The 25498-nt window shown below is 64.2% G+C and carries 26 protein-coding genes; 1 reads left to right on the top strand and 25 read right to left on the bottom strand.

The window, feature by feature from the left end; all coding sequences use genetic code 11:
• Nucleotides 1-91: 91 nt before the first annotated feature.
• A complete protein-coding gene (locus ABT24_RS04260; protein WP_013104299.1) occupies nt 92-1171 on the bottom strand; it encodes a class 1 fructose-bisphosphatase in 1080 nt (359 codons plus the stop codon).
• A 408-nt stretch (nt 1172-1579) separates the two neighbouring features.
• Between ABT24_RS04260 and ABT24_RS04255 the strand changes: the two genes are divergently transcribed.
• Complete coding sequence (locus tag ABT24_RS04255; protein ID WP_013104298.1) at nt 1580-2539, top strand: LysR family transcriptional regulator; 960 nt, start codon at nt 1580-1582, stop codon at nt 2537-2539.
• 21 nt (nt 2540-2560) lie between these two features.
• Here the strand turns inward: ABT24_RS04255 and ABT24_RS04250 are convergent, their stop codons facing one another.
• The 24 genes from ABT24_RS04250 to ABT24_RS04135 form a co-directional block, all read right to left on the bottom strand.
• Nucleotides 2561-3271 (bottom strand): 16S rRNA (uracil(1498)-N(3))-methyltransferase, encoded by a 711-nt coding sequence (locus tag ABT24_RS04250; RefSeq protein WP_276729276.1) that lies wholly within the window; start codon nt 3269-3271, stop codon nt 2561-2563.
• 28 nt (nt 3272-3299) lie between these two features.
• Entirely contained in the window at nt 3300-4244 is a 945-nt protein-coding gene (locus tag ABT24_RS04245; RefSeq protein WP_276729278.1) for a transaldolase family protein, read from the bottom strand.
• Nucleotides 4245-4311: 67 nt separating this feature from the next.
• Nucleotides 4312-4614 carry a hypothetical protein gene (locus tag ABT24_RS04240; RefSeq protein WP_276729280.1) on the bottom strand — a complete coding sequence of 101 codons (303 nt, stop codon included), beginning with the start codon at nt 4612-4614 and terminating at the stop codon, nt 4312-4314.
• 56 nt (nt 4615-4670) lie between these two features.
• Complete coding sequence (locus tag ABT24_RS04235) at nt 4671-5495, bottom strand: S1 family peptidase (protein ID WP_013121936.1); 825 nt, start codon at nt 5493-5495, stop codon at nt 4671-4673.
• Between the two features lie 15 nt (nt 5496-5510).
• Entirely contained in the window at nt 5511-6140 is a 630-nt protein-coding gene (locus tag ABT24_RS04230; RefSeq protein WP_276729281.1) for a hypothetical protein, read from the bottom strand.
• 13 nt (nt 6141-6153) lie between these two features.
• The gene (locus ABT24_RS04225) at nt 6154-8511 is read right to left on the bottom strand and encodes a nitric oxide reductase activation protein NorD (RefSeq protein ID WP_276729284.1); all 2358 of its coding nucleotides are present in this window, start codon (nt 8509-8511) and stop codon (nt 6154-6156) included.
• A 62-nt stretch (nt 8512-8573) separates the two neighbouring features.
• On the bottom strand, nt 8574-9491 hold the full coding sequence (locus tag ABT24_RS04220; protein WP_013104291.1) for a CbbQ/NirQ/NorQ/GpvN family protein: 918 nt from the start codon (nt 9489-9491) through the stop codon (nt 8574-8576).
• Nucleotides 9492-9558: 67 nt separating this feature from the next.
• Nucleotides 9559-9816, bottom strand: coding sequence for a hypothetical protein (locus tag ABT24_RS04215; protein WP_276729286.1), 258 nt, complete (start codon nt 9814-9816; stop codon nt 9559-9561).
• Nucleotides 9813-10451, bottom strand: a complete 639-nt coding sequence (gene parA / locus ABT24_RS04210; RefSeq protein ID WP_013104289.1) for a ParA family partition ATPase — start codon at nt 10449-10451, stop codon at nt 9813-9815. Before parA ends, ABT24_RS04215 begins: the two co-directional genes overlap by 4 nt.
• A 3-nt stretch (nt 10452-10454) precedes the next feature.
• The gene (locus ABT24_RS04205; RefSeq protein WP_013121933.1) at nt 10455-10721 is read right to left on the bottom strand and encodes a 4a-hydroxytetrahydrobiopterin dehydratase; all 267 of its coding nucleotides are present in this window, start codon (nt 10719-10721) and stop codon (nt 10455-10457) included.
• The gene (locus ABT24_RS04200) at nt 10714-11145 is read right to left on the bottom strand and encodes a ferritin-like domain-containing protein (protein ID WP_276729287.1); all 432 of its coding nucleotides are present in this window, start codon (nt 11143-11145) and stop codon (nt 10714-10716) included. Before ABT24_RS04200 ends, ABT24_RS04205 begins: the two co-directional genes overlap by 8 nt.
• Before the next feature lie 26 nt (nt 11146-11171).
• Nucleotides 11172-11510 (bottom strand): alpha-carboxysome major shell protein CsoS1, encoded by a 339-nt coding sequence (gene csoS1, locus ABT24_RS04195; protein ID WP_013121931.1) that lies wholly within the window; start codon nt 11508-11510, stop codon nt 11172-11174.
• Nucleotides 11511-11644: 134 nt separating this feature from the next.
• A complete protein-coding gene (gene csoS1, locus ABT24_RS04190; protein WP_013104285.1) occupies nt 11645-11941 on the bottom strand; it encodes an alpha-carboxysome major shell protein CsoS1 in 297 nt (98 codons plus the stop codon).
• A 45-nt stretch (nt 11942-11986) separates the two neighbouring features.
• Complete coding sequence (csoS1, locus tag ABT24_RS04185) at nt 11987-12283, bottom strand: alpha-carboxysome major shell protein CsoS1 (RefSeq protein ID WP_013104284.1); 297 nt, start codon at nt 12281-12283, stop codon at nt 11987-11989.
• A gap of 105 nt (nt 12284-12388) precedes the next feature.
• Nucleotides 12389-12634, bottom strand: coding sequence for a carboxysome peptide B (locus tag ABT24_RS04180; RefSeq protein ID WP_276707390.1), 246 nt, complete (start codon nt 12632-12634; stop codon nt 12389-12391).
• Complete coding sequence (gene csoS4 / locus ABT24_RS04175) at nt 12634-12888, bottom strand: alpha-carboxysome shell vertex protein CsoS4 (protein ID WP_013104282.1); 255 nt, start codon at nt 12886-12888, stop codon at nt 12634-12636. Before csoS4 ends, ABT24_RS04180 begins: the two co-directional genes overlap by 1 nt.
• A gap of 10 nt (nt 12889-12898) precedes the next feature.
• The gene (locus ABT24_RS04170) at nt 12899-14464 is read right to left on the bottom strand and encodes a carboxysome shell carbonic anhydrase (RefSeq protein ID WP_276729289.1); all 1566 of its coding nucleotides are present in this window, start codon (nt 14462-14464) and stop codon (nt 12899-12901) included.
• Between the two features lie 16 nt (nt 14465-14480).
• Entirely contained in the window at nt 14481-17219 is a 2739-nt protein-coding gene (locus ABT24_RS04165) for an alpha-carboxysome scaffolding protein CsoS2 (protein WP_276729291.1), read from the bottom strand.
• Nucleotides 17220-17334: 115 nt separating this feature from the next.
• Complete coding sequence (locus ABT24_RS04160; RefSeq protein WP_013104279.1) at nt 17335-17664, bottom strand: ribulose bisphosphate carboxylase small subunit; 330 nt, start codon at nt 17662-17664, stop codon at nt 17335-17337.
• A 68-nt stretch (nt 17665-17732) separates the two neighbouring features.
• Complete coding sequence (locus tag ABT24_RS04155) at nt 17733-19154, bottom strand: form I ribulose bisphosphate carboxylase large subunit (RefSeq protein WP_013104278.1); 1422 nt, start codon at nt 19152-19154, stop codon at nt 17733-17735.
• Nucleotides 19155-19449: 295 nt separating this feature from the next.
• Nucleotides 19450-19776 (bottom strand): P-II family nitrogen regulator, encoded by a 327-nt coding sequence (locus ABT24_RS04150; protein WP_013104276.1) that lies wholly within the window; start codon nt 19774-19776, stop codon nt 19450-19452.
• Nucleotides 19773-22886: a DUF2309 domain-containing protein gene (locus tag ABT24_RS04145; RefSeq protein WP_276729293.1), complete on the bottom strand. Its 3114-nt coding sequence runs from the start codon at nt 22884-22886 to the stop codon at nt 19773-19775. Before ABT24_RS04145 ends, ABT24_RS04150 begins: the two co-directional genes overlap by 4 nt.
• Nucleotides 22871-23635: a hypothetical protein gene (locus ABT24_RS04140; protein ID WP_276729295.1), complete on the bottom strand. Its 765-nt coding sequence runs from the start codon at nt 23633-23635 to the stop codon at nt 22871-22873. The genes ABT24_RS04145 and ABT24_RS04140 overlap by 16 nt, the downstream gene beginning before the upstream one ends.
• Nucleotides 23636-23645: 10 nt before the next feature.
• Complete coding sequence (locus ABT24_RS04135; RefSeq protein WP_276729296.1) at nt 23646-25340, bottom strand: proton-conducting transporter transmembrane domain-containing protein; 1695 nt, start codon at nt 25338-25340, stop codon at nt 23646-23648.
• Nucleotides 25341-25498 lie beyond the last annotated feature (158 nt).

Genomic DNA, 25498 nt, shown 5'->3' with positions numbered 1-25498 from the left:
GCTAGGTTTGATCCGGCGCAAAGCGCAGCAATGGCGGCGGGGCCCTACGCTTCGATGCTGCCGAAACGAGCCGACCCTGCGGCCGCAACGCTCAACGGCTGGCTTCGTCGCGGTACAGCGAACGCTCTTTGAACAGCGGCGACTCAAAGGCTTTGTCTTCGCCCCGGTCATATTCGGCGTGATAGCGCTCCAGACGCTCGATCTCGTTCTTGGAGCCCAGCATCACCGGCACGCGCTGATGCAGCGAGCTTGGCTGCACCTCAAGAATACGCCCGCGCCCGGTGGAAGCCGCACCGCCCGCCTGCTCGATGATCATGCCGATCGGATTGGCTTCGTACATCAGGCGCAGACGGCCCGGCTTGCTCGGGTCTTTGGTGTCTTTGGGGTACATGAAAATGCCGCCGCGCATGAGAATGCGGTGCACGTCGGCCACCATCGAGGCGATCCAGCGGGTGTTGAAGTCGCGCCCGCGCGGACCGGTCTTGCCGGCCTTGCACTCGGCGACATAGCGCTGAATCGGCGGCTCCCAGAAGCGCTCGTTGCTGGTGTTGATGGCGAATTCGCTGGTGTCTGCGGGAATCTGCAGATTGGGATGGGTGAGGATGAAGTTGCCGATTTCGCGGTCAAGGGTAAAGCCGTGCGTGCCTTTGCCCACGGTCAGCACCAGCATGGTGGCCGGGCCGTAGATGGCGTAACCCGCAGCGACCTGCTCCACGCCGGGGCGCAGGTAGTCGGCCACGGTGGGGTCGCCGATCTTGGTGTGGCGCAGCACCGAAAAAATGGTGCCGACCGAGACGTTGACGTCGGTGTTGCTCGACCCGTCGAGCGGATCGAAAATGAGCATGTAGGGGCCGCGCTCGAATTCCTTCGGCAGGGTGTACGGGTCGTCCATTTCTTCGGACGCCATGCCGGCGACCAGACCACCCCACTCGCACGCCTGGATCATGGCGTCGTTGGAGAGCACGTCGAGTTTTTTCTGCACTTCGCCCTGCACGTTCTGCGTGTCGAGCGCACCGAGGAAGCCGCCGAGCGCCCCCTTGGAGGTCATGGCGGAGATGGCCTTGACCGCGGCGGTCACATCCACGAGCAAGGCAGCGAGATCGGCCTGATCATCGGTGCCGTGCAATTGCTCGATGAGGAATTTTGAGACGGTGGTGCGACCTGACTGCATGGTGGAGCTCCCAATGGTTATGGGCCAGGGACAACAGACCTGCCCCGCACTTCAGACGTGCGGGTGAATCTGCTGGCTCGAGGCCCGATGACTTTTTGAAGCAACCTGCGGTCGGCGGACCAACCCCTGAGAAATCACTGAGACGTCAACAAGACGCCCATCAGCGCAAGTCACTTCAAAAAGCCCGCAGCCCCAAAACGGAGACTCGCATGAACAGACTTCATTGGCTGCGGCAAAAGCTCCTGAAGTAGAACTTCGGAGCCCGTTCACAAACGGTGCGACCCATGACCATGGCGAAAAGGTGAATGACAAAATTCATTCCTAATCTTTATCGCTTAGGCCGAATATAAGCGGTGGCTCGAATTAAGGTAAATTCACGATTTGTTGATGTTCAGATCAGGAATTTTGATGAAAAACGCGACCATCCGTCAGCTCCGCGTCTTCAGCGCCGCTGCGCGCCACCTGCACTTTGGCAAGGCGGCCCAGGAAATGCACCTCACGCCGCCTGCTGTCTCCATGCAAATCAGAGAGCTGGAGTCGCAGGTCGGGCTCCCCTTATTCGAGCGTCAGGGCAAGTCCGTCAGTCTGACCTTGACGGGAGAGTATTTGGTGGTCTATGCCCGCAAGGTTCTTGCAACGCTCAAAGACGCCGAGGACGCCATGGCGCGTCTGCGGGGCATCAAGGCCGGCCGACTGACCATTGGCATGGTGAGTACGGCCCAGTATTTCGTGCCACGCTTGCTGGCGCGCTTTCACGCCGAGTATCCCCATGTGGAGGTCCGGCTCTCGGTGGGCAACCGTGAACAATTGGTGAGTCATCTCCAGAACAGCGAGCTGGATCTCGCCATCATGGGCCGACCGCCGCGAGACGTCGCCACGCGCGCCGAACCCTTTGCCGCCCACCCCATGGGCATCATCGCGCCGCCACAGCACCCGCTATCGACCGGAGGGCCGCACTCGGCCACACTGCTGACGCAGTTCAACTTCATCATCCGCGAACCCGGCTCGGGCACGCGTGCCACTTTTGAGGAATATCTGCACCAGCATCAGATGGAGCTGCCCCTGTTCACCGAAATGCAGAGCAACGAAACCATCAAGCAGGCGGTCATGGCGAATATGGGCATCAGCTTCCTGTCGCTGCACACCATCGACCTGGAATTGCGCAACAACCTGCTGACCGTGCCGTCGATCGAGGGCATGCCCTTGCTGCGACGCTGGTACGCGGTGAACAGTCTGGCCAAACTGCTGTCACCGGGGGCGGAAGCATTCCGCTATTTCATTCTGGAGCATGGCGAATCGTTTCTGGCGGAAACCTTCGGCACCGACATTCTGGCACCCGGTAAGGACTTGGCCAACGCTGAGCCGTAGTCGCAGCGCCGGTCGCTGCGCTCAGCCGCAGGCGCGCATCAGCGCAGCAAGCGGCGCGGTATCGGCGCGCAACACGCGCGGCCCCAGGCTGACGGCTTGAAACCCCGATCGCTGCAGCAAGGCGATTTCGTCTTCGTCCAATCCGCCCTCGGGGCCGGAGACCATCCATCCTGATTCGCCCGAGGCAAAGGGCTCAAGCGCACGCGTCGCCAACGGGCTCAACACGCAGCGATGCAACTGAGCGGTGTCGTTGCCGAGGTGCTGCAGCCAATCGGACATTGTCGCCACCGGTGCCACCTCGGGAACGCGATTGCGGCCGCACTGCTCGCACGCTGCAATGGCGACGCCTTGCCAGTGCGCCACCCGCCGCTGCGCACGCTCGCCCTGCAGACGTAGCACGCTGCGCCGCGTAATCAAGGGCTGAATGGCCGCGACACCCAGTTCCACCGCCTTTTCCACCAAAGCATCCATGCGCTCGTTGGCCGGCATGCCCACGGCCAGCATGACGCGCACGTCCGCTTCGCGCTCCACCGCATGGTGGGCGCGAAGCAGCAAGGTTTGGGGGTCGATGACCTCGCCCGACCACTCGCCGCCGGTGCCGTCGAACACGGCGACCGGTTCGCCCTCCTTCAATCGCAAGACCTTGACATGCCTGGCCGTCGCCGCGGGCAAGGTCAACAGGCCGGGCGCCAGCGTGGCCTCAGTGGGCGGAATGTAAAAGCGCAACGACACGAAAGAGCGACCGTAGGAACTGCGCGCTTCACGCCGCGGCCAGTTGAGACAGCACCGCTTCAGTGTCTGCGCTGAACAGGCGCACGCCCTCTTGCAGCTTTTCGGTGGCCATGCGGTCGGCGCGCATGCCCTGCTCAAAGCTCTGCTGGATCAGCACGGGCGGCAGGGGGTCGATCGCCGGGCCTGCCTGCGCCGCGTCGAGTTGACGCGGCATCGCGCGGTCGCTGGCCGCCAGGGCATCGAGCAAAGCCGGTGGAATGGTGAGCAGGTCACAGCCTGCCAGGGCAGCGATCTGGTCCAGGTCACGAAAACTCGCGCCCATTACCTCGGTCGGCACGCCTTGCTGCTTATAGTCATACCAGATGCGCCTGACAGCCTGCACGCCGGGGTCGTTGGCGCCGCGATGCTGCTCGGCGTCCCAGGCCCCGCCAGCCTGAAGGCGATGCCAGTCGGTGATGCGTCCCACGAAAGGCGAAATCAACTTCACACCCGCCGCGGCGCAAGCCTGCGCCTGTGCGAAGCTGAACAACAGCGTGAGGTTGCAGTGGATGCCTTCGGCTTCGAGCATGCGGGCCGCGACAATGCCTTCCCAAGTGGCGGCAATCTTGATCAGCACGCGCTCGCGCGGCACGCCCTGCGCCGCGTATCGCGCCATCAGCGCGCGGGCGCGCCGCAAGGTGCCTTCGGTATCGTGGGACAGGCGCGCATCGACCTCGGTGGACACCCGGCCCGGCAGACGCTGCAGAATTTGCACCCCGAACGCCACGAGCAGCGCGTCCAGACGATCATTGACGTCGGCAGAACCGCTCACTGCGGCCGCGATGAGGCGCGCATAGCGCGGATCGGCGGCCGCCTTGCGAATCAGACTGGGATTGGTCGTGGCATCCCGCGCGCTCCAGCGGGACAGCAGATCCAGATCGGCCGTATCGACCACAACGACAGTGGAAGCAGCCAGCGAATCGAGTGCAGACATGAGTGAGGAGTGAGACGGCGATGCGAAGCGGTCATCTTAGGCGAGCTTCGACTGCTCTCACATGAGATCAGTCTTCGTCGTCGAGCTCGGCGTTCCAGCCCTTGCTCTTTGCGCGCTGCATGGCGCGCTCATACAGGGCGCGGTGACGCTCGGCGAGTTCCGGCGGCAGGCGGCTGGGCAGATTGCCGTACTGATCCCATTCGGCCTCCACTTTCTGCATCAGCCCCTGCATGCGCTGCAGGTCCCAGCCTTTGCAGTCTTCGGCTTCGGGCAGCAGCCCGAAAACCCAGGCGTCAAGCACCACCCGGCCAAGCTGGGTCATGCCGTGCGCGTCGGCGTGATAGCCGGGATAAATCGGTTTTTCTTGCATGTTGAGCTCGTTTCGGTCGGGCGGTCGTCGGTCGTTGAGACCGATGGGGTCGCCGCTCAGGCCACCCAGCGCTGAAGGTAAGAGTGGATGAGCTCGAACACTTTATCGGATTTGATGATCAACCCCAGATCGATCATCTCAGAACCCAGCGCCATGCCCCGGTTGTTGGCAGGCACCGGGGCGGGCACGATGTGGTGCGCTTCCTCACGGAAAAACACCGCGGCAACCACCCCGGCGAACAGCAGATCGCGCGTGGCCTCGCGCCGTGAAATCTGGCCGCCTCGGCGTTCGATGAACACCGGGCTGCCGCTGGAGCCGGGATAGACCGCGGCGTCGATGAGAAACTGCCGATGCCCTTCAAAGTCGAGTGCGGCGGGCGTCGCCGTGGTCCCTCGGCGCAGGATGGGCATGAGGTTGACCTGATCCCACACGCCGCTGGGATAGCCGACGAACAGCACGTCTTCCAGGGCGTCGAACTGCTGCCAGGTCGCGGCATCGGGAATGAGTCGGCTGTCGATCGGCTCGAAATAAAGCTCCACGCCTTGCTGCTCAGCCGCCTGCTGCAGCGGCGCGAGCGGCACCAGGGCCAGATCGACCTCGGCGTCGGGGTGTAGATGCCAGGCGGCGGGGAACTCGTCGATGTTGAGCTGGAAGCGCTGGCCGAACGCGGGCCGACCCTGGCGCTTTTGCGTGAACACCAGCCCGCCACGCCGCACGCCCTCCACCAAATGGCGGTTGGTGACGACGAAGTCCGTCACGCCGCGGGCATGCGCATGGCGCACGACGAAGGCGGTGCCGGAGCCTTCGCTGCCGTCGTCGAGCACGGTGTCGACCCGGACGGTGGAAAACAGCAGCCGCTTGGCGGTGGAATCGATGTCCATGTGGAGGCGGCTCGTTCAGTGATGCGTCGCGGACTGGTTCAGCCGCTCGATGGCGGCAATCGCCGCCCGCTGCGCTTCGGCGGCTTCGGCCTCGTTGCCCATCATGGTCAGCCGCCCGAAGGTGCCGAACGGCCGCACATCGACCAGGGTGACCTGGGCCGCCTTCTCCGCCTCGTTGGCGGCGTAGACAATATAACCTGCGGGCTCGACTTCGAGGATGAACATGCTCTTGCCCGGCAGGATCATCGAGCCCTTGCGAAACTGGCGGTTGATGAGGGTGGCGTGGTCGGGGGTGATGGCGCGGATGATCTCGTTCCATGCCACCTTGCAGCGCAGCCGGCTGTCCTCGCGCACCCCGAGCTGCTGCAGGATCACGCCGCCGGCAGCCAGCACCTCGCTTTGGTTGCGGTAGTGCAGCTCCATCGAGCCGAAAGAGCGCTCGACCACCTGCTCGCCCATGCGCACGTTGGTTTTTTTCAGCGCCGCATCCGACAGGCTGTGCACCGCCATGCCCGGCCCCACCTCCACCCAAAGACAGGCATCGCCGGCCACGGGCAAGAAGCCTTGCGACGAAGTGGCCAGATAGGACGCCAACTGCGGCTGCAGGGCGTCGATGAAGACGAAAGTGCGCAGGGAGATTTTCATGCCTGGCGCGCCTTCAACGGGTGAGGCTCATGTAGAGCATAGGAAGCTTTTCGGGCAGGCGTTCGACCTTGTCGATCACCGTGAAGTTCTTGACGCCGAAAATACGCGAGACGTACAGATCGGCGTGCGGATCGAGCGACAGCGCGTAGACCGTGACGCCCTGCTGCAGCAGTTGTTCGACTGCGCGCTTGGTATCGTGCCGCAGGTATTGCGGGTCGCGCACATCGTTGTCGGCAGGCTCGCCGTCGGTGACGACGAAGCAGATTTTCTTGCGCTTGGGCTGCTGCTCCAGATAGTGTCCGGCATGGCGCAGCGCCGCGCCCATGCGGGTGGAGTAGCTGCCCTTCATGCCGGCCAGCCGCGCACGGGCGAGATCGCCATAGGGCTGGTCGAAATCCTTGAAGCGGTAGTAGTGCACATCGTGCCGCCCGTCGGAGCAGAAGCCGTGGATGGCGAACGGGTCGCCGATGCGTTGCAGCGCTTCGGCCAGCAGCACGGTGGCGGCGCGGGTGAGATCGAGCACGGAATAGTCGTGGCCGCGCACCTTGTCGTTCGACGATTCGGACATGTCGAGCAGCACCATCACGGCCAGATCGCGCTGCGCCCGCTTGAGCCGCACCATGATGCGCGGGTCGGGCTGAACGCCCATGCGCACATCGGTCATGGCGCGCACGGCGGCATCGATGTCGATGTCGTCGCCGTCTTCCTGGCGCCGGATGCGCTGCAGGCCCTGCGGAATCATCGACTCGATGAGAAATTTCAGACGCGACACCACCGGTTTGTGCTCGGCCAGAATGGCGTCGATCACCGCCAGGTCGCCCACCGGCGGATGACGCTCGAGCACGGTGGCCCAGCTTGGGCGGTCGAGCTGGATCTGATAGTCCCACTCGGGATAGTGAAAGGGCTCGGAAATCGGCGGGCGGCCTTCGAGCGAGTTGATGGTCACGCCTTCCTGGTCGAGATAGAACTCGGTGGGCAGAATCCAGACCTCCTGCGCGTCGTCACCGGCGAATTCGTTATCGACCTCGTTGACCATCTCCATGACGCTGACCTTGCGCCGCACCTGCTGCTGCGTCTCCCAGGTGGCCTGCAACGCCTGTGCTTCGTCGTACTCCTCCAGTTCCCAGATGGCGCGGTTGTCGTCGCGATAAAGCGCGCGCAGACCATCGGTGCGGCGGTTGTATTCCGGCAGATCCAGCGCCGCCAAGGGGTGTGAGAGGTCGATGCCTACGTTCCAGCTGAATTTCGCATCCAGCAAGTCGGGCTGGGCGCGAAAATGGGCCACGCCCTGTTGTACCCAAGGATGCGGATCGGCGCTGTGCTCCTCCAACAGCGCGCGCGCGAGTCGGTTGAGCAGATCGCCCACGGTCTTGGGCTCGCTGTAGTCGGCAGGCGGCTGCAGGGCCAGCCACGCCTCACGCATATTGGGAAACTGAGCAATAGCCAGCGCCTCGACCCGTGCGTCTTCGATGACTTCGATCAGGCCGATCTGCAGCGGCGACAGGGCCTGCATGGACAGCGGCTCGGTGGTGAACACCAGATGCGCGGCGCAGTGGTTGGCCGCAGCGCGATAGACGTCCAGCGCGCTGACGATCTGCTCTGACGGCGTGTCGGGGCCGAGAGGGCGATAGTCGTCGTAGGCATCGGCGATGTGAATGACGTAGCGCTCGATGAAGGGCTTGAGACCTTCGCGGTTTTCGTAGTCGCCCGCGGTCGGGCGCATGAAAAAGTCGCGTCCCCACATCGCCCGCAGGTAGATGTTGAGCCGACGCTGCACGTCCACGAACAGCGTGCCTTTGCGCTCTTGCTGCAACATCGAAAGCGCATCGGGGCTTTGCAGCGAAAAGTAGGCGACCTGCCCGTCAAAATCAGCCTTGTAGGCCTGCGCGCCCCACTGGGCCCAGCGCCGCAGCCCGCCCAGGGTGAGCTGCGACAGCAAACGCTCCAGGTTTTCGAGCATGGGCCGCAAGCCTCGCGGCGCCTGTGCCAGCATCAGCGACAGCACGCTGAGAAACTGCCGAAACAACTCTTCGTCGCCCAACCGCTGACCGGCCAGGGGCGCAGTGGCAGCAATCAGCGCCAACACCTGGCCAGAGGTCTTGGAAGCCATGGCCAACAGAAAATTGACCAGATCGGGCAGCACGTCCTCACCGATGGCGCGGGCCAGTTCGGGCATGGACTGCAGGTAGGTGATCACCAGCTCTTCACCGCGGCCAAGCTGGTGCAGCGCGGCAGCTCCCTTGAGGAAGTTGTCTAGGCCGCGCGAGGAGAAGGCGCGCGCAGCCTCGTTCCAAGACGCGCGCAGGACGTCCTGCGCACCGCTCGGCAGCTCGTCGACGAGTTCCTGGAATTCTTCGAGGTGAATGGCCATGATGGACTCACTGCGCGCGGCCTGCCGCCCGTGGCGACTGGGGGCCGCAGCGCTAGCGAAGGTCAGAAATAGGTGGTCACCGCGGCGTCCAGCGCATCGCGCATGTCCGGGTCATCGGTGATCGGGCGAACCAGCGCCATGCGGCAGGCTCCCAGCGGCGCCACACCCTGCGCGATCAGCGAGCCGGCGTAGATGAGCATGCGGGTGGAGATGCCTTCGTCGAGCCCGTGCCCCTTGAGATTACGCGAGCGTTCGGCGATGTGCACCAGATTCTTGGCCACCTCCAGACCCACACCGGATTCATGCGCCACGATCTCGGCTTCGACTTCGTGCTCGGGGTAGTGGAAATCGAGCGCGGCAAAACGCTGCTTGGTGGATTGCTTGAGGTCCTTCATCAGGCTCTGATAGCCGGGGTTGTAGGAGATGACCACCTGGAAATCGGGATGCGCCTCGATGATCTCGCCCTTCTTCTCCAGCGGCAGAATGCGCCGCGCATCGGTGAGCGGGTGAATGGCGACCGTGGTGTCTTGCCGCGCCTCGACCACTTCGTCGAGATAGCAGATGGCGCCCAAGCGAGCGGCCATGGCCAGCGGGCCGTCTTGCCAGCGGGTGCCGTTGGCATCGAGCAGATAGCGGCCCACCAGGTCGGAGGCGGTCATGTCTTCGTTGCAGGCTACGGTAATCAAGGGCTTGCCCAGCTTCCAGGCCATGTATTCGACGAAGCGGGTTTTGCCGCAGCCCGTGGGGCCCTTGAGCATGACCGGCAGGCGCACGGAATAAGCCGCCTCGTATAGCTCGACTTCGTCGCTCAGCGCACGGTAATAGGGCTCGCGGGCGACACGGTAGGCGTCTAACCCGCTCGCAGGCGCTGCGCTCAGATCGGCCGCTGGGCGATGGGCGGCAGGCATGACGGAACCGGCTCGCGCAGGACGTGCATCCTGACGGGGGGCATAAGTGCGAACGTAGTCTTCGTGACGCATGGCAATCTCTCTCGACAAAGCGCGGAACGGCTCGGGGCCGACCGGCGCGAAAAACACAATCGGGCAATCAATCGGGCCAGACGCGCTGCGGGAACAGCGTAGAGGCCGACGAGGCAGGCTCTGCCGCCAGGGGCATTGCCGACGCCTTGGCGACCGTGCGCGGCGCAGGCTTGGCGACTGCGGCTGCCTTGACGGCGGGCGCGGCCCTGCTCGCCGCCTTAGTGGCGGGCGTTGCGGCGCGAGCCGGGGCGCCGGCTGTCTTGGCGGGTTGGGTGGAGCGTGCCTGACGCACGCTTTGGGTCAACTTTTCCTTGATGCTGCTCATGATGGGTAAACCTCCTTGAGTATGGCGTCGATTTCGTCCGCGGCGCCCTGGCCGCGGGCGCCCATCTGGTAAACCGACAGGCCGTCAAGCGCCGAGGCGCGATAGATGGCGCGGCGGCGCATGGCGGCCTGCAGCACGGGCAGGCCGAACTCGGCCAGCGCATCCTGCATGGCGGCCGAAAGGGCGCTGCGTTGCTCGATCTGGTTGAGTACCAGAAAGGCACGCAGCCCCGGGTTTTGCGTGCGCGCGGCTTCCACCTCTTGCGGCAGGCGCAGGCTGGCCCAAAGATCCACCGGCGAGGGCAGTACGGGGATGAGCGCGACATCGGCGGACCGCAGCGCCTGGCTGGAGGCATGACTGTCGAGCGAGGGCGGACAATCGAGCACGATGTGCTGATAGGCCTTGTAAGTCTGCCGAAGCCCGGCGCCGTCCCAGCGGCCCGAGATCTGTTTGACCGTGGCCGGGTAGGGCTGCGCGCCTGCGCCACCCCATTGCAGCGCAGAGCCTTGCGGATCGAGGTCCACCACCACCGTCGGCCCGCGCCGGGCCAGCCCAGCAGCCAGATTCATGGCCAGCGTGGTCTTGCCAGCGCCGCCCTTCTGGTTGATGACGGCCAGCACTTGGGCGGCTGCCATGACTCAGCCCGAACTTCCCGCCAAGGCATCCACCCGGGCGGCAAAGGCGCGCTCGGCCTCGCCCAGCGTGGCGCCGTCGGCCGCATCGAGGGTGATGTTGACGTAGGTCGTGCCGAAGTTGATGTTCTGCGGATGCTGCCCGGTTTCTTCGGACAAGGCCGCCAGCGCATCGAGAAAGGCGCGCGTCTGGGCGTAACTGCCGAAGGCGAAGCGCTTGAACAGCATCGGCGGTTTGCCCTGCTCGCGCCACGATGCGGTTTGTTCATCCATGTGAGGCTCCTTCGGTATGCTGCACCCGCTGCAGATGTTGCGATTCTTCGTTGAGCAGGCGCGCAAACAAGGCAGCCGACTCGCCATCGCGCACCCGCTGCGCATGACGCAAGGCGTCTGCATACAAATGCACCGCCGAGGTCTCCAACTGCGCGTCATGCCCCTGCAACTCGGCCGGACTGCGCCCCAGACGGGCGGGCGGCAAATTGCCCGCGCAAGGCGCGATGCCGTGCAGAATGAGTTGTTCCATCAGCGCGCTGGCGTGATCGAGTTCTTCGAGCGCCTCGCGCCGCAGCTCAGCGGCCAAGGCCGCATCGCCCCACAGCCGGGCCAGCACGCTTTGGGCAAGGTACTGCTGCACTGCGGTCATTTCATGACCGAGTGCGCGCGTCAACCAACCCAGGGTGCGGGAATCTACCGGCATATAAACCTGCGTGCTTGGCTGCGTATTTAACTGCGGGTGGAGGTGATTTCCGCGTCACGGCCACCGCCCTCTGCATCCGGGCTGGTCGGCAGTATGCCTTCCACCTCGTTGTGCACGCGGGCGATGATGTGGGCAGCCACCAGGCCGTCGCCCACGCGCTCGCACGCATCGGCGCCTGCACGCACCGCCGCGTTCACCGCACCGGTTTCGCCACGCACCAGTACGGTGACGTAGCCCCCCCCTACGAACTGGCGACCGATCAGTCGCACTTCCGCTGCCTTGCACATCGCGTCGGCCGCTTCGATCGCGGGCACCAGACCACGCGTTTCGATCATGCCAAGGGCAATACCCGTCACACTTGCCATTTCCAAATCTCCATCAGGTTTCACCTCATCCGCCGCTGGGCGCAACCATGCGGGCGGGGTCGGCGCATTCATGCTGAACGCCAATCAGCGCCAATCAGCGCCAATCAGCGCCAATCAGCGCCAATCAGCGCCGATCAGGCGCTCGGCGTGGAAGGCAGAATACCTTCGACTTCGCTGTGCACGCGGGCGATGATGTGCGCAGCCACCAGGCCGTCACCCACGCGCTCGCAGGCATCGGCACCCGCGCGCACCGCCGCGTTGACCGCGCCGGTTTCGCCGCGCACCAGTACGGTGACGTAGCCGCCGCCCACGAACTGGCGACCGATCAGTCGCACTTCCGCTGCCTTGCACATGGCATCAGCCGCTTCGATCGCCGGCACCAGTCCGCGCGTTTCGATCATGCCCAGGGCAATTCCATTCACGTTCGCCATTTCTCGCTCCTCAAAGGTTTGCAATTACCAATGCCTGCCGCCAGCTCAGGCCGACGGCGCTTCGGGCAGAATGCCCTCGACTTCGCCATGCACGCGGGCGATGATGTGCGCAGCCACCAGGCCGTCACCCACGCGCTCGCAGGCATCGGCGCCCGCACGCACCGCCGCGTTCACCGCACCGGTTTCGCCACGCACCAGCACGGTGACGTAGCCGCCTCCCACGAACTGGCGGCCAATGAGGCGCACGTCCGCCGCCTTGCACATGGCATCCGCTGCTTCAATCGCCGGCACCAGGCCGCGTGTTTCGATCATTCCCAGGGCAATGCCCATCCGTTCAGCCATTTGTCACTCCTTGTCTAAAAGTCGACTTCCCACCCATAAGCACCGAGCCCGGTGCCCGAGGTGCCCTCTTGCTCACACGACTGCACGGAAAACCCGTTGACGGGTTCACTCCTCCCAGCCCTCGATAATTCCGCAGATGGTCAGATCCGTGGTGACGGTCGGGTCGGGCATGGCCAGCCTTGCTGCACTGCCCAGGGTGGTAAACACCCATTTGCCCACCGGCGCACCCACCGGATCGGTGGCCACCTGAATATTGCCTGTCTGTCCCTGCAAAACGCGCAACGAAGCGGACTTCAGCCCCGGCGCACGCCGGGTACAAACCAGTTCGTCCTTGACGCGCCAGATTTCCATCAGCCCTCCGCAGTCCAATGGTCGATGATGCCGACGATGGTCAGATCGGACGGGAAATCCTTGGCGCCTGCTGCATCCCGCGCAGCAGAAGAACCCACACAGATCACCCAATCTCCCGGTACACAGCCCACTGCATCGACCGCCACGCTGCGTGTGCCACCCGCTTTTTCCTGGACGACGAGCAGCGGACGATGACCGAACGAATCGATCCGATTCGTCGATACCAGCGTCTTTTCCACTCGCATGATGCGCATCTGTCTTCCCTCAATGTCCTGAGTCCGCCTCCGCCTCGTCAACGAACACGCAGCGTTCGGTGTCGAAACGGTCGGACAGCGCCATGCGGCAGGTCAGCAGTTCCCGCGCAACCAGCGCCGGATACCTCGCTTCGATGGCCGCCTTGACTTGTTTTGCGCGGTTGAGCGCGCGTTCGCGCGAGCCGGGCACGCGCGACGAATAGTAAAAATGCACCAACACGGGCACGCTCAGGCCATGCCGCACGTTCAGGCCGGTAAAAATCTTGATGCCGACATCGACATCGGCCGCGCCTTCCTCGACCGTATCGAGGTGGGCGAAGTAGTACTTATTGCGCATCTGCACATACTGCGTGGCTTCGCCGGCGCAGATGAACTCTTCGTCGTGGCCCAGCACGGTGTAGCGGCCCTGATGGTGATGGATCACATACTCGATCTGCGACAGATTGGCCTCAGCCAGCGCCAGTACCAGCTGCCGCATGCCCGGGATCATCACGCCGCGCCCCTGCGCCCAACCGTCCATGTTCTGCGCTTCGTCCACCCGCTGCGCAATGTGAGCCCGAGCGGCTTGTGCCGTCAGCCCCACGGTTTCGCGGTACAGCTCTGCCGTATCGACGTAACGGTAGGGATTCACATCGCCGTCGGCATCCGGCAGGTGAATGCGCAGCGCATCCACATCCGTGTCGAGGCCGACGAGCAGAATGTCCGGCGCGGCGCCCACGCCATAGGTACGTTCGATGGCGATGCGCAATTCGTCCAGACGCTGCTTGGCCGACTCCACCGCCTGCTTGTCATTGCTGGCATGAAAGGCGCAGCCCTGTTCATGCGAGTGCGAACTGCTGAAGTGGTACACCGCGATCTTCAGATAGTTCTGCGATTCGCCACCAGGAATTCCGCCGCTCAGGCGCTCGATCTCGCGATGACCCCAATCGACCATATCGGCTTCGACATCGAACATCGCCCCCGCATACGCCTTGAGATAGACGTTGCGGTTGGGCGCCATGCGAAAGACGAAAGGCAGCAAACCTTGCAGGCGACCGTCGGCGCAGGGAGTGACGTCCACGGTGTGATAACCGCAGGCGGCGAGAAACTCGGGCGTGAGCGCCATGCGGTTCAGCCACAGCGACTGATCGGCATCGGTGCGATCCACGCAGACCTTGAAACTCTGGAAAATGCAGTGCGTATGCAGCGCCTTCATGTCCAGGCCTGACACCCAGGCATCGTCGAGCAATTGTTGCGGCAAGGCATAGCCCAGCCGTTCCTGCGCCAGCCGCTGCGCGCGCTCGGCGAAGTCTCGCTCGTGCTGCAGCGCGGAGATTTCCTTGAGCACGTCGACAATGCCGCTGAAGCGGCCGCGCACGATGCGCTCATAGTCGGACAAGCGGCAGTTGAGCTCGGAATCGACCAAGGCATGTTCGCAGCGCTGCCCGGGGCCGATGACACAGGCCGGGTTGTCGATCGCATGCTCGTCTGCATGCAACGCGGGGCGGACGGCGTGCAAATGCGGCGCGGAGACCTCCTGCGTCGGCAGGTAGGCGCCACTGGCCTGGAGAGCCGTTCTGCGCTTGAGCGTGTTCATCGAACTTGCCCTCGCCTCAGCCGCGCGCGCCGCCGGAAACGGTCACCGGAGCACCGCGCTCGGTGTTGCCTGACGAGCCGGTCACACGCGACGCGGGCACCTCGGGTCGCTCCACCTCGCGGAACGTGGTGGCATTGGCGCCCGCACCACGGGGCTGGCCGCGCATCGACAGATTGCGCATCAAGCTCGACGTGCCTTCAGTGCCGGTTACGCGCGATTTGTCGAGCCACACGTCACCCGAAACTTTGGTGCCTTGCTGACTGCCCTCGCCACTCAGGCGCTGCGCCGCACGTTGCAGCAGGGCGTCTTTCTGCACCTGCTGCTGGGCTTGCAGTCGCTGCACATCCTGCTTGCGGAACTCGGGGGTGCCGGTAATCAGACCTTCGGCCTTGTTGATCGAGCCGGAGATGCGCTCCGAGCCCATACCGTTACCGGTCACGGCTTGATCGCGTTCACGTCCCAGCGAGGCATGCCCGCGGGTCAGAATGCTGAAGCCCGCAGGAGCCGGATCGCGCACAGGCTCCTCGACCGGTCGAGCGCGCGAGACGAAACGGCCACTGGTGGCGCATTGGCCCGGCATGGTGTCCATGCCCAGATAAGGCGTGCCGGTCACCGGCTCGCAGGCGCCACGTTCGTCACCGGTCATCACCGAACCTCCGGCACCAGGCCGGTCTCCGGTAATGGCGCGCAGCGAAACCGTGGTGCTGTCACGTTGCAGGTTGCGCTGTTGCTGCAGCGCAGGCGCCGCGCAGAACTCTGCATACTGCCCCTGGCCGAAATAGCTGTTGCCGCTGATGGGCGCACAGGCGCCGGCCTCGTTGCCGGTGACGCGCTGACTACGGCCCGCATGGCTTCCTGTGACCTTCTGACCCTTCCAGGTCTGGTCGACCGCCACTTTCGCGACGGGCGCGATGGCCGGTGCGGTTTCGCACACTGCGGCCAGTTGTTGGGTGCCGATATAGTCGACGCCGGTGACGGGTTGGCACCCGTATGACTCATCACCGGACAATTTTGGGCTGGGCGCGACCTCTGAACCGGTCACCGACCGGCCACTGAGCGTCTGCATCGTACTGACCTTGGCCGGAGCCGCAGTGGAAGCGCCGCCGAAGTCTTTGGCATTGAAATACTGATTGCCCGTGATGGCGCGAGCGGAACCCGCTTCGCTGCCGGTCACTTGCGAACTGCGCCCCACATCGGTGCCGGTCACACTCTGACCTTCTCGGCTGGACATCACGCTGACCTTGCGCGGCTGCGCCGGGGCTTCGGTGCCGCAGACCTGCACGAATTGCTCGCTCGACAGATATTGCGTGCCCGTCACCGGGCGGCAGGCGCCGGCCTCATCGCCCGTCATGCCTTTGCGCGCACCCAGACCCGTTCCCGTCACGGCCTTGCCTTGCGCCGTGGTGGAAATCTCGACCTTGTTCGGCGCGGTATCCGCACTGGCCATGCTGTAACTGGTGCCGGTGACGGTGCGATCCGAGCCTTGCTCGCCGCCGGTGACTTTCACCGGGCGATCCACCAAAGTGCCGGTGAAGCGCTGACCCATTTCGGTGGTGCCGCGGCCGACCTTTTGAGCGCCGGGTTGAGGACGGGTGTCGCAGAATTCTTGGTAGCGCTCTGCGCTCAAATAGTCGGTACCGGTGATGGCGCGGCAAGAACCCGGCTCGTCGCCGGTCATTTTGGAGGACCGGCCCACTTCGGTCCCGGTGACACGCTGTTCGCGCAGCGTGGTGCTCACACCCACCTTCGACGAGTTGGGAGCGGGGCGGGTCTTGCACAAGGTGTCGAACTGCTCGGAGCCGATGTATTCGGTTCCGGTGATGGCGCGGCAGGAGCCCGGCTCGTTGCCGCTGACGCGCTGGCTGCGTTCGACTTGAGTGCCCGTCACGCGTTGGCCCGAAAGGGTGTGACCTTCCTCAACCTTCATCGGCACGGGAGCCTGCGTGTTGCGAGCCTTCATGCGACCACTGGGGCGCGAGGACTCGGCAGAGGCGCAGGCGCCCGCGCGGCCGACGAGCGACTGCACATGACGGCGCTGCATCGCCACTTGGCGAGCGGTCGCCCCCTTGCTCATGGCGACCTGCCAATCCTGCCCCGGAAGCGACGCCGCAATCTTGGTGGCCTGCGCCACACGACGCAGACCGGCCTTGCCATCCTGCGCCAGCGCGGCACGGCGGGCCTGCGCCAGGGCGCGACCTCCCGCCATCGGCACCGCGCGAACAGCGTTTGACACCTCGGCAGCGGGTGCGAACATCGCGCTCTGGGTGGATGGCGCCGCAGCCGCATCGGCGCAACCGCAACCACAGGACTGCTCGGTGGCGCAGCCGCAACTCGCGGATGCATCACGAGAAGAAGCCTCACGAGAGATCGCAGCGACCGAGGGGCGCAGATGCGCGCTCGGGCCGCCGCTTCCAGCCAGTTTGACCGCTGCCTTGCCCTGCTGCGACAGCGCCTGGCGGCGCGCACGCGCTGGACTGAGCTGCGCCTGCGGCGGATTCAAGGACGCGGTGGGCGCAGAGGCGGAAGCAAAGGCGGCCGCACGCACGACAGGGGCTGCCGATACGGCGGAGGCGGGCCGCGACTGCGAAGAAGCAGCAGAAGATGCGGCAGCCATCTCCGGCCTTTGGCGCGCAGGGGCGCCAGCAGGCTTGGCCGAACCGGCCTTGCCATGCAGCGCCATGGCCTGGCGCCGCTTGAGTGCCAGCTCGCGACCCGAAAGGGTCGCCTGCGCATGGCGTTCGGCAGGATATGTCATGGTGGACCTCGAAGCAGAGAAGTCGTGAATTCAGAAAACTCGGAGCTTGGACCCGAGGCACGCGGCCCCGGAAAACCGGCGCGACGGCATCCATGCCATCAGGCCAGATCCGCGATCAGCGGTAGACCACGAACGCGAGACCCTGGCTCTGGGCGTAGTTGTCATAAGCGACAAAACGCACCATGTGGTCAGGAAATTCGCGGTGGCAGGCCTCAAGTTCAGCCAGCACCGCATCTACGGACTGCTCGCCGAACAGCGGCAGCTTCCACATGTACCAGAAGCTCACGCGAGCTGAGGTGCCCTTTTCGGTGTGCTCCACCGCGGGGTTCCAGCCTTGGGCGATGGTGTAGGCAATCTGGCGACGCACCTGTTCGGGCGTCATTTGCGGCAGATAAGAGAAGGTTTCGTACTTCTTGGTGGCTTTGTAGGCTTGCACAGTGGCCATGATGAATTCCTTTGAGAGCAAACGGTGTCAGGCAGCGGCGGCCTCAGCGGCCACCGCACCGGGATCGGTCACTTGTTGGTGACGTCCAGCTTGTCGACGGTGTCGAACTCGAACTTGATTTCTTTCCAGGTTTCCATGGCGATTTTCAGTTCGGGCGAATGCTGGGCGGCTGCGGTGAGAATCTCGCGGCCTTCCTTTTCAACCTGACGACCTTCATTGCGGGCTTGCACGCAGGCTTCGAGCGCCACGCGGTTGGCTGCGGCGCCGGCCGCGTTGCCCCAGGGGTGGCCGAGGGTGCCGCCGCCGAACTGCAGCACGGAATCATCGCCGAAGATGGTCACCAGCGCGGGCATGTGCCACACGTGAATGCCACCGGAGGCCACGGCGAAGGCGCCGGGCATGGAGCCCCAGTCTTGATCGAAAAAGATGCCGCGGCTGCGGTCTTCCGGCACATACGATTCGCGCAGCAGGTCGATCCAGCCCAGAGTGGAGGCACGGTCGCCTTCGAGCTTACCCACCACGGTGCCGGTGTGCAGGTGGTCGCCACCCGACAGACGCAGGATCTTGGTCAGCACGCGGAAGTGGATGCCGTGGTGCGGGTTGCGGTCAAGCACGGCGTGCATGGCGCGGTGGATGTGCAGCAGCATGCCGTTGTCGCGGCACCATTGCGCCAGGCCGGTGTTGGCGCAGAAGCCGCCGGTGATGTAGTCGTGCATGATGATGGGCGCGCCGATTTCCTTGGCGTACTCCGCACGCTTGAACATTTCGTCCGGGGTCGGGGCGGTCACGTTCAGGTAGTGGCCCTTGCGCTCGCCGGTTTCCTGCTCGGCCTTGAGCGTGGCTTCCTGCACGAAGTCGAAACGCTGCTTCCAGCGCATGAAGGGCTGCGAGTTGATGTTCTCGTCGTCCTTGGTGAAATCGAGACCGCCGCGCAAGCATTCGTACACGGCGCGGCCGTAGTTCTTGCCCGACAGACCCAGTTTGGGCTTGATGGTGCAGCCCAGCAGCGGACGGCCGTATTTGTTGATCACGTCGCGCTCGACCTGGATGCCGTTGGGCGGGCCGTTGCAGGTCTTGACGTAGGCGATCGGGAAGCGGATGTCTTCCAGGCGCAGGGCGCGGATGGCCTTGAAGCCGAACACGTTGCCCACCAGCGAGGTGAACACGTTGACCACCGAGCCTTCTTCGAACAGGTCGATCGGATAGGCGATGAAGGCGTAGAAGCAGGTGTCGTCGCCGGGCACGTCTTCGATGCGATAGGCGCGGCCCTTGTAGTAGTCCATGTCGGTCAGCAGATCGGTCCACACCGTGGTCCAGGTGCCGGTGGACGACTCGGCCGCCACAGCGGCTGCAGCCTCTTCACGATCGACGCCCGCTTGCGGGGTGATCTTGAAGCAGGCCAGTAGATCGGTGTCCAGAGGGGTGTACTCCGGCATCCAATAGGTTTGCCGGTACTCCTTAACGCCGGCCTGATAGGTCTTAACTGCCATATCGATCACTCCTTAGCGATGAAACGTGACAAAAATTTCAATGTTCTGGCCAACAGGTACGGGCGGCCAACAAAAAGTCTCTTTGATACCGCAACACAGAACAAGTCGGGACGACCCGTCTTGCGTTGCGCTGCTTGGAATTCCAAGCAGCCGTGAGAGGTCAGAAGATCTCTGCACAAACCGCATATCCTTGAAAGCGGATTGAAGAATACCGCCCCGCTCTCATAAGAATCAATTTATATCGACAACACTTTCGTTCAGGAAAACTAAATCATCCGATCCATCTCGGCGCCGATCAGTTGCGGAATTTGATGGGGCGCCCGACCTGAATGTCGTGCACGAACACCACGCCGGAGTGCGCCTCGAAAAAGGGCTGGAAGCCTTCGAGCAGCGGGCCCACGAGTTCCTCGGGCACCGCAGCGATGATCATGATCAGCGCATCGTCCTCATTGAACATGAGGTGGCCTTCGTACATGCCGTGGCTGCCTTTGCCCGACAGGTTGCCGACGATGGTGTAACCCTTCACTCCGGCGCGGTCGAGCAGGTCGGTGGCGAATTCCTTGTGCGCTCCTTCGAGGATGATTTCCAGCTTTTTCAGCGGATACAGCTTGATGGCGTTCATACGACGAGATCCTCCTGAGTCTGGGCAACGAGCGGTGCGCGCTCCTCCCATTGCCCGTTGTTGTAGACGAAAGGTTTGTAGCCCTGAGTGGGGTCGATGACGATGGCGCGGATCCAGCCGCCGAGCACCAAGCTCTTGACCTTGACCACGCTTTGCAGCGCCCGCCCGGCAAAGTCGAGCGGAGCTTCAATTAAGGCGATCAGCCGCATCGGCTCGTGGTAGGGGCGTCCTTCGCGCATCACCGTTTGCATCGGCAGGCCGGTGCGCAGGTCGCTCAGATTGCCGGTCATCACCCCGAAGCGTCCAGCGACGTTGTGATAGGCCTTGCTGCCACTGCCCATGTGGGCGTTATCGACGGTGGAGAAAAAATGCTCCAGGTTGATCCACTCGCCCACCACGACGGGCGCCGCGAGAATGTTCTCGAGCAGACGCCCCTTGGGGTCACAGCGCCAGTCGTAGGACTGCAGAAAGGGCCGCCCTTCCAGATCGGCGGTCTCGGTCAGACTGCGGCGACCGATGATGCCGTAGACGTTCTTCGACAGCCCCCACTCGGGCCGCGTCTGCGACCAATCGACCGCCAGACGGTGTGCCAAGCGGTAAGCATGGGCCGGATCGAGTTCACGCGGGCTGGACATCAACTTGGGCATGCGCTCGGCTGCGGCCAGGCGCGAAGCCGCCCGCAGGCCGTTGCGCAAGCGCTCCAGATAGACGAGCAGCCGCGGGGGCAGCAGGTCGAGGTCGAGCAGTTCGATGGAATCGGTGGTGGTGGTGTGCACGGCCGGCAGGAACCAGGTGTCTTCCGGGATGGTGATGCCCATGGTCGCAAGGCGCTCGCGCACCGCCGTCTTGTTGGCCATCTGGGACAGCACCCGGGCGTTGACCAGACCGCTGCCGCCGCCGCAGGCGCCGCAATCCAGCGCCGACTCGTAGGGGTTGTTCTCGGTTTGACCCTGGTGGCCGACGATGAGCACGAAGCGTGAGAAGGTCTGGGTCAAACCGATCATGGTCAGCGCGGTATGCACATAGTTGACCTGCTCGTCGAGCGAGTAGCCAATTCGTCCAAGCCGCACCAGTTGGTAGCCGGCAAAGTCGGGATCGACGCGGTACACCTCGCGCAACTTGTCGATGAATTCGGCCTCTTGCTTGTCCGACACGCCGAACGACTCGCGCAGACGCGTGGGTCCGCTGCGGTGGCGCAGCGCGGTTTCGCGCAGTTCGCGGATCATGGCGTCATCGACCCGTTCGCGGTCGATGTGCAACTCGGCATGCAGCGCCTTGACGATCATGGCCCGCTGCAGGGTGCGGATGATGGAATCGGCCTGCTCGCGGGTGAGCTTGTCGACCAGCAGGCGGGTGACGGGCTTTTCGGCGTCGATGCGGCTGCGCCAGCGGCTGTAGCCCAGCGGCGCCAGAGTCTTGCCGAACAGATCGAGACCGAACAACATGCCCACCGCCTCGACGGTGACGTAGGGCGAGAGCACCGAGCTTTTGAGGTCGTGCAGCACATGCCCCAGCGTGCTGACAAAGTCTTCGTCGTTGGGGTCGAGGGCCGCGGGCAGTTCGAGCACCAGATTCTTGGGCGTGACCACCGCCGGGCAGAAGTGGCTTTCGCTGCCTTTGCCATATCCTAGAAAACCCACGGGCACGCCGAAAAATCCGGCGATGCCGAAGGTCTGATAGTCGCCCACGCGCTCCAAATGGCGGCGAATGGGTTCAGAGCGCACGTCGATGCAAAACCAGGCCTGGGCAAACGGACGCTTGCCGGCAGGCAGGTCTTGGGGCACCTGCACCCGAGCCAGCAGATGGTCGATGGACTGCGCCTCCATCGCCAGAGTCCAGACCATGCCCTCCTGCTCGCCAAATTCCTGCAAGCCCTGCAGCAGCCCTTGCACCCCGCTGGGGTCGAGCGCTTCGAGCGCGGGCGTGGCTTTGGCGGCAACGGCCAGCGCGCGCAACGCGTCGGCCTGCTCCTGCGCGAGTTTGCGCTGCCACAGCGGCCAGTAGCGCTGCAGCAGGTCGTCGCAGCGGGCGCAGTGGCCACGCGCCAGCGTGTCGTCGATGCGCTGCGCCCAGTCGGGCAGCACCGCGCCGCTGTGCAGCGCTTCGCGCAGCAGACATTCGGCACTGCGCTCTTGCAGCAAGGCGTCGAGATGCCCGCGCTGCAGCGGCGTGCCGCGATGGCGCGCGCTCTCTTGCAACAAGGCGAGCCCCACGATCAGCCGAATGGCCAGCAGATCGACGATGTCGGCCGGGTAGCGCTGCGCCCAGTAGTAATGCTTGGCCGAGGCCCGCCAGCGCACGAAGCCGGTCCAGCCGTGCAGGCGGGTGAGCTCGCGGGTGAAATAGGCCGACCAGTCCTCGGTGTCGACACCCATTTGCTCCATGACATGCACCACGGCGCTTTCGGCATCTTCGACGCGGTCGAGAATGCGCCGAACGTTCAGCCCCCGAAGAAACATGCGGGCATTGCGCCGGGTGACTTCGCTCCAGGCCGCAAACAGCCCGCGCTCGCGCCCTGGCATGCGCCAGGACGACTGGTCTTCGTCGAAAAAGTCCAGACAGCTCTTGATCACCAGTTCGTCGAGCTCGTCGGCCAGGCGGGTGCCCCACAAAGCATCGACCGACTCGGGCAGGGTATGCGCGTGCAGACGCTGCTTCAGGGCGGGCAGTAGCGTGGCGACATCGACCGTCTGCTGGGGCGCGGTCTGCGCGTGCAGGGCCGCGTGCACATCGGCCGTTAGCGCGCCGGGAACGACAAAATCACGGTCATGCTCGGCCTGCATCATGGCATGCAGCCATTGCGGCCAGTCGATCCCCGTCACGGAGGGCAGTTGCTGCGCGCGCCGTTCGATTTCCTGGGCCAGCGTCTGCGCTTGCACCTTGCCCTCACGCTGCCAGTGCTGATAGTTGCTGCGGGGCAGGAACATGCGCGCGTGAAACAACTCCGCGCCGCGGCGCGCCGCCTGCTCGAACGGCAAGTGCTCCAGCCCGTACAGCGGATTGTGGTGGATGAAGGTGCGCATCGGCCAGAAATAAGGCACCGGTTCGCCCGCCACGTAGGCGGTCGAGCGCACCCGCAGGCGCTTTGCCAGATTCAGTGCATCGACCATACCCAACCCCCGATCAGACCCAGAGAAATTGCCGCCAGCGCTAGCAAAACCCACACGGCGGCCATCGTTGTCGACAGATCGACTGTGCCGACTGGCTGCGGCCAGGGCTCGCCGAACAAACTGTGCTGCCACAGCAGCGAAGCCGCCCAACTCCACAAAATCCAGACTGCAAGCACGGTGAACACGCTAACGGCCGACACCTGGTGCAGCACGGCCAGCAGGGCGAAAAACCCCGGGAACGGCGGCGCGGCCAGCGCCGCCACCAGCGCCACCACCAGCGCCCCGGTGAGGCGGGGGTAGATCGCACCGAGCCGCCCGCGCAGGCCCAGATAAGCGCCGCCCAGACGACGTTGCAGCGCACAGGCCAGCAGGGTGAGCACAGCAGCCGGCAGGCTCAGTGCCAGCGCTACAGCGATCAAGCGCTCACCCGACATCCCGAACAGCCAGGCCAGCCAGATCAGCGCCCAGGCCGAAGTGGCCTGCAGCCGCGCCCAAACGAACAGTTCGCGCACCGACAGCAGTCGCCAGGCATAGAACAGCGCGGTGAGCGCCGCGGCCACCTGGATCACGCGGGCCAACGCACCGGTCGGCACAGGCACGCCGCCGAGCACCACCGCCCCCGCCACCGGCAGGGCAATGAGCAGCAGCGCGCGCAGCCAGTTGGGCAACGCCTGGAGCGCAGCATTCACCGCCAGGCTGAAAGGCAGCAGCGGCAGCAGCAAAACGGCACAGATCAGCAGTTCGATCATCGCTTCCCCCTCAAACCCAGCGCAGCCAGACGTTCACCCGCTTGGACGCCGCGACCGTGGCACTCGACATCTGGGTGTAGATGTCGGAGATGTAGAACTCACGCGAAAACAGGGCGTAGAGATTGAGATAAATGGCGTTCCACAGCGTGCCCTGCCGCCCTTCCAGATCGAGCGATTGCGCATAAAACGTCACCAGCCAGGCGCCGACCAGCACCAGAGTGAAGAAAATGATCATCAGATCGAAAGCCAGCAGGTTGATGCCCGCCGCGGCATAGGTGGCGTCGCGCAACACCGGATCGGGATAAAGGAAGGTCTCAAACGCGTGGGCGATCAGGGTGTAGCCCACGACCACGATGAGGAAAGACAAAAAAATCAGGGTCAGCGAACGCCACGGGTTTTCGCTGGGCAGCTTGTGGATGGAGAAAAACACCTGCGCCCCCGTGACCCAGCCAAAGAACAGCAGCACGATTGCGCCCTGTTTGTGGAAGAAGTCGGCGGCCACCAGCCAGTGCGACAGCCCGAGCACCACAGCGGGCACCAGCACCGTGATCGTCGCGGCCAGCAGCCAGGGTACCTTCACCGCACGCAGCGGGCGCCGTTCGACCACGAAGGTGTAGATGTCATCGGCGGGCACGCCGTCGTCGCGCCGGGTGTCGCCAATGACATTGCCCGAGCCGAGAAACAGCGTGGCCTTGAACAGACCGTGCGCAATGAGGTGATACACCGCCAGTGAAAACGCCCCCAGGCCGCACTCCATGATCATGAAGCCCATCTGGCCCATGGTGGAGTAGCCCAACGACTTCTTGATGTCGTTTTGCGTGAGCATCAGCGCCGAGCCTAGCAAGGCCGTGACCAGGCCGACGACGAAAGCCAGGTGCAACACGTCCGGCGCGTGGATCAGCAGCGGCGCGAAGCGGTTGAACAGAAAGCCGCCCGCATTGACGATGCCCGCGTGCATCAACGCCGACACAGGCGTGGGGCCGTCCATGGTGTAGGGCAGCCAGATGTGCAGCGGAAACTGGGCCGAGCGCGCAAAAGCCGCCAGGGCCACCAGCAGAGCGGCCACCGGCACCACGGCCACGCCGCCCAGTTGCAGATGCGGATCGGCGGCGACGCGCGCGAACAGCGTGGGCAGATCCCACGCCCCATAGGCTTTGACCAGCAACAACGCAGCGCCCACCAAAGGTAGGTCGCCCAAACGGTAGGTGATGAACGTCCAGAAGGCGTAGCGCCCGGTGACCTCGCGCTGGGTGTTGTGCCCCAACAGGAAATAAAGCAGTTGGCCAACGGCAAACCAAGCCACCAGCAGAGTGATCAGATCGCCTGCGCTGACCATCAGCAGGATGGTCGCCGTCATCAGATCGAGCAGGGAGAAAAAGCGCACATAACCGGGCTCATCGGCCATGTAATTCAGCGAATACACATGCACGATCAGGCTGATGCCCGCCACCAGCACCGACATGGCCAGACTCAGCGGATCGAGCAGCAGTCCGATACTCTGCACGCCGACAAACAGCGACTGCCCCTCCGCGCCGCGCAAATGCTGCACCAATAGCGCCAGCGCCACCAGCAGCGTAAAGGTGGTGAACCCGATGCTCCAGCGCGCCGCGCGACGTGGATGCCCCCCGGTTAACAAGGGAATCAGAGCAGCGGACAGCAGGGGCAAGGCTGGCAGGGCCAGAACGGCAACATCAATCCAGTTCATCGGCTTGGGGCTTTCGCACGGAAGTCTGCTGCAACAGATCGAAGGGGAGCGGCAGCCTGCGAAACCTTGCTCAGGCCGCCGCAACAAGAGGACCGCCCTGCATAAGCCGACGGCAGGAGTAATCCTAAGGGCGGCTTTAGGTAAGGAAAATTGATAAA

It is taken from the genome of Thiomonas sp. SCN 64-16 (assembly GCF_001725585.1).
Taxonomy (GTDB): domain Bacteria; phylum Pseudomonadota; class Gammaproteobacteria; order Burkholderiales; family Burkholderiaceae_C; genus Thiomonas; species Thiomonas arsenitoxydans.
Note: the sequence above shows the minus strand (reverse complement) of the source record. Positions and strands in the feature narration are given on the sequence as shown.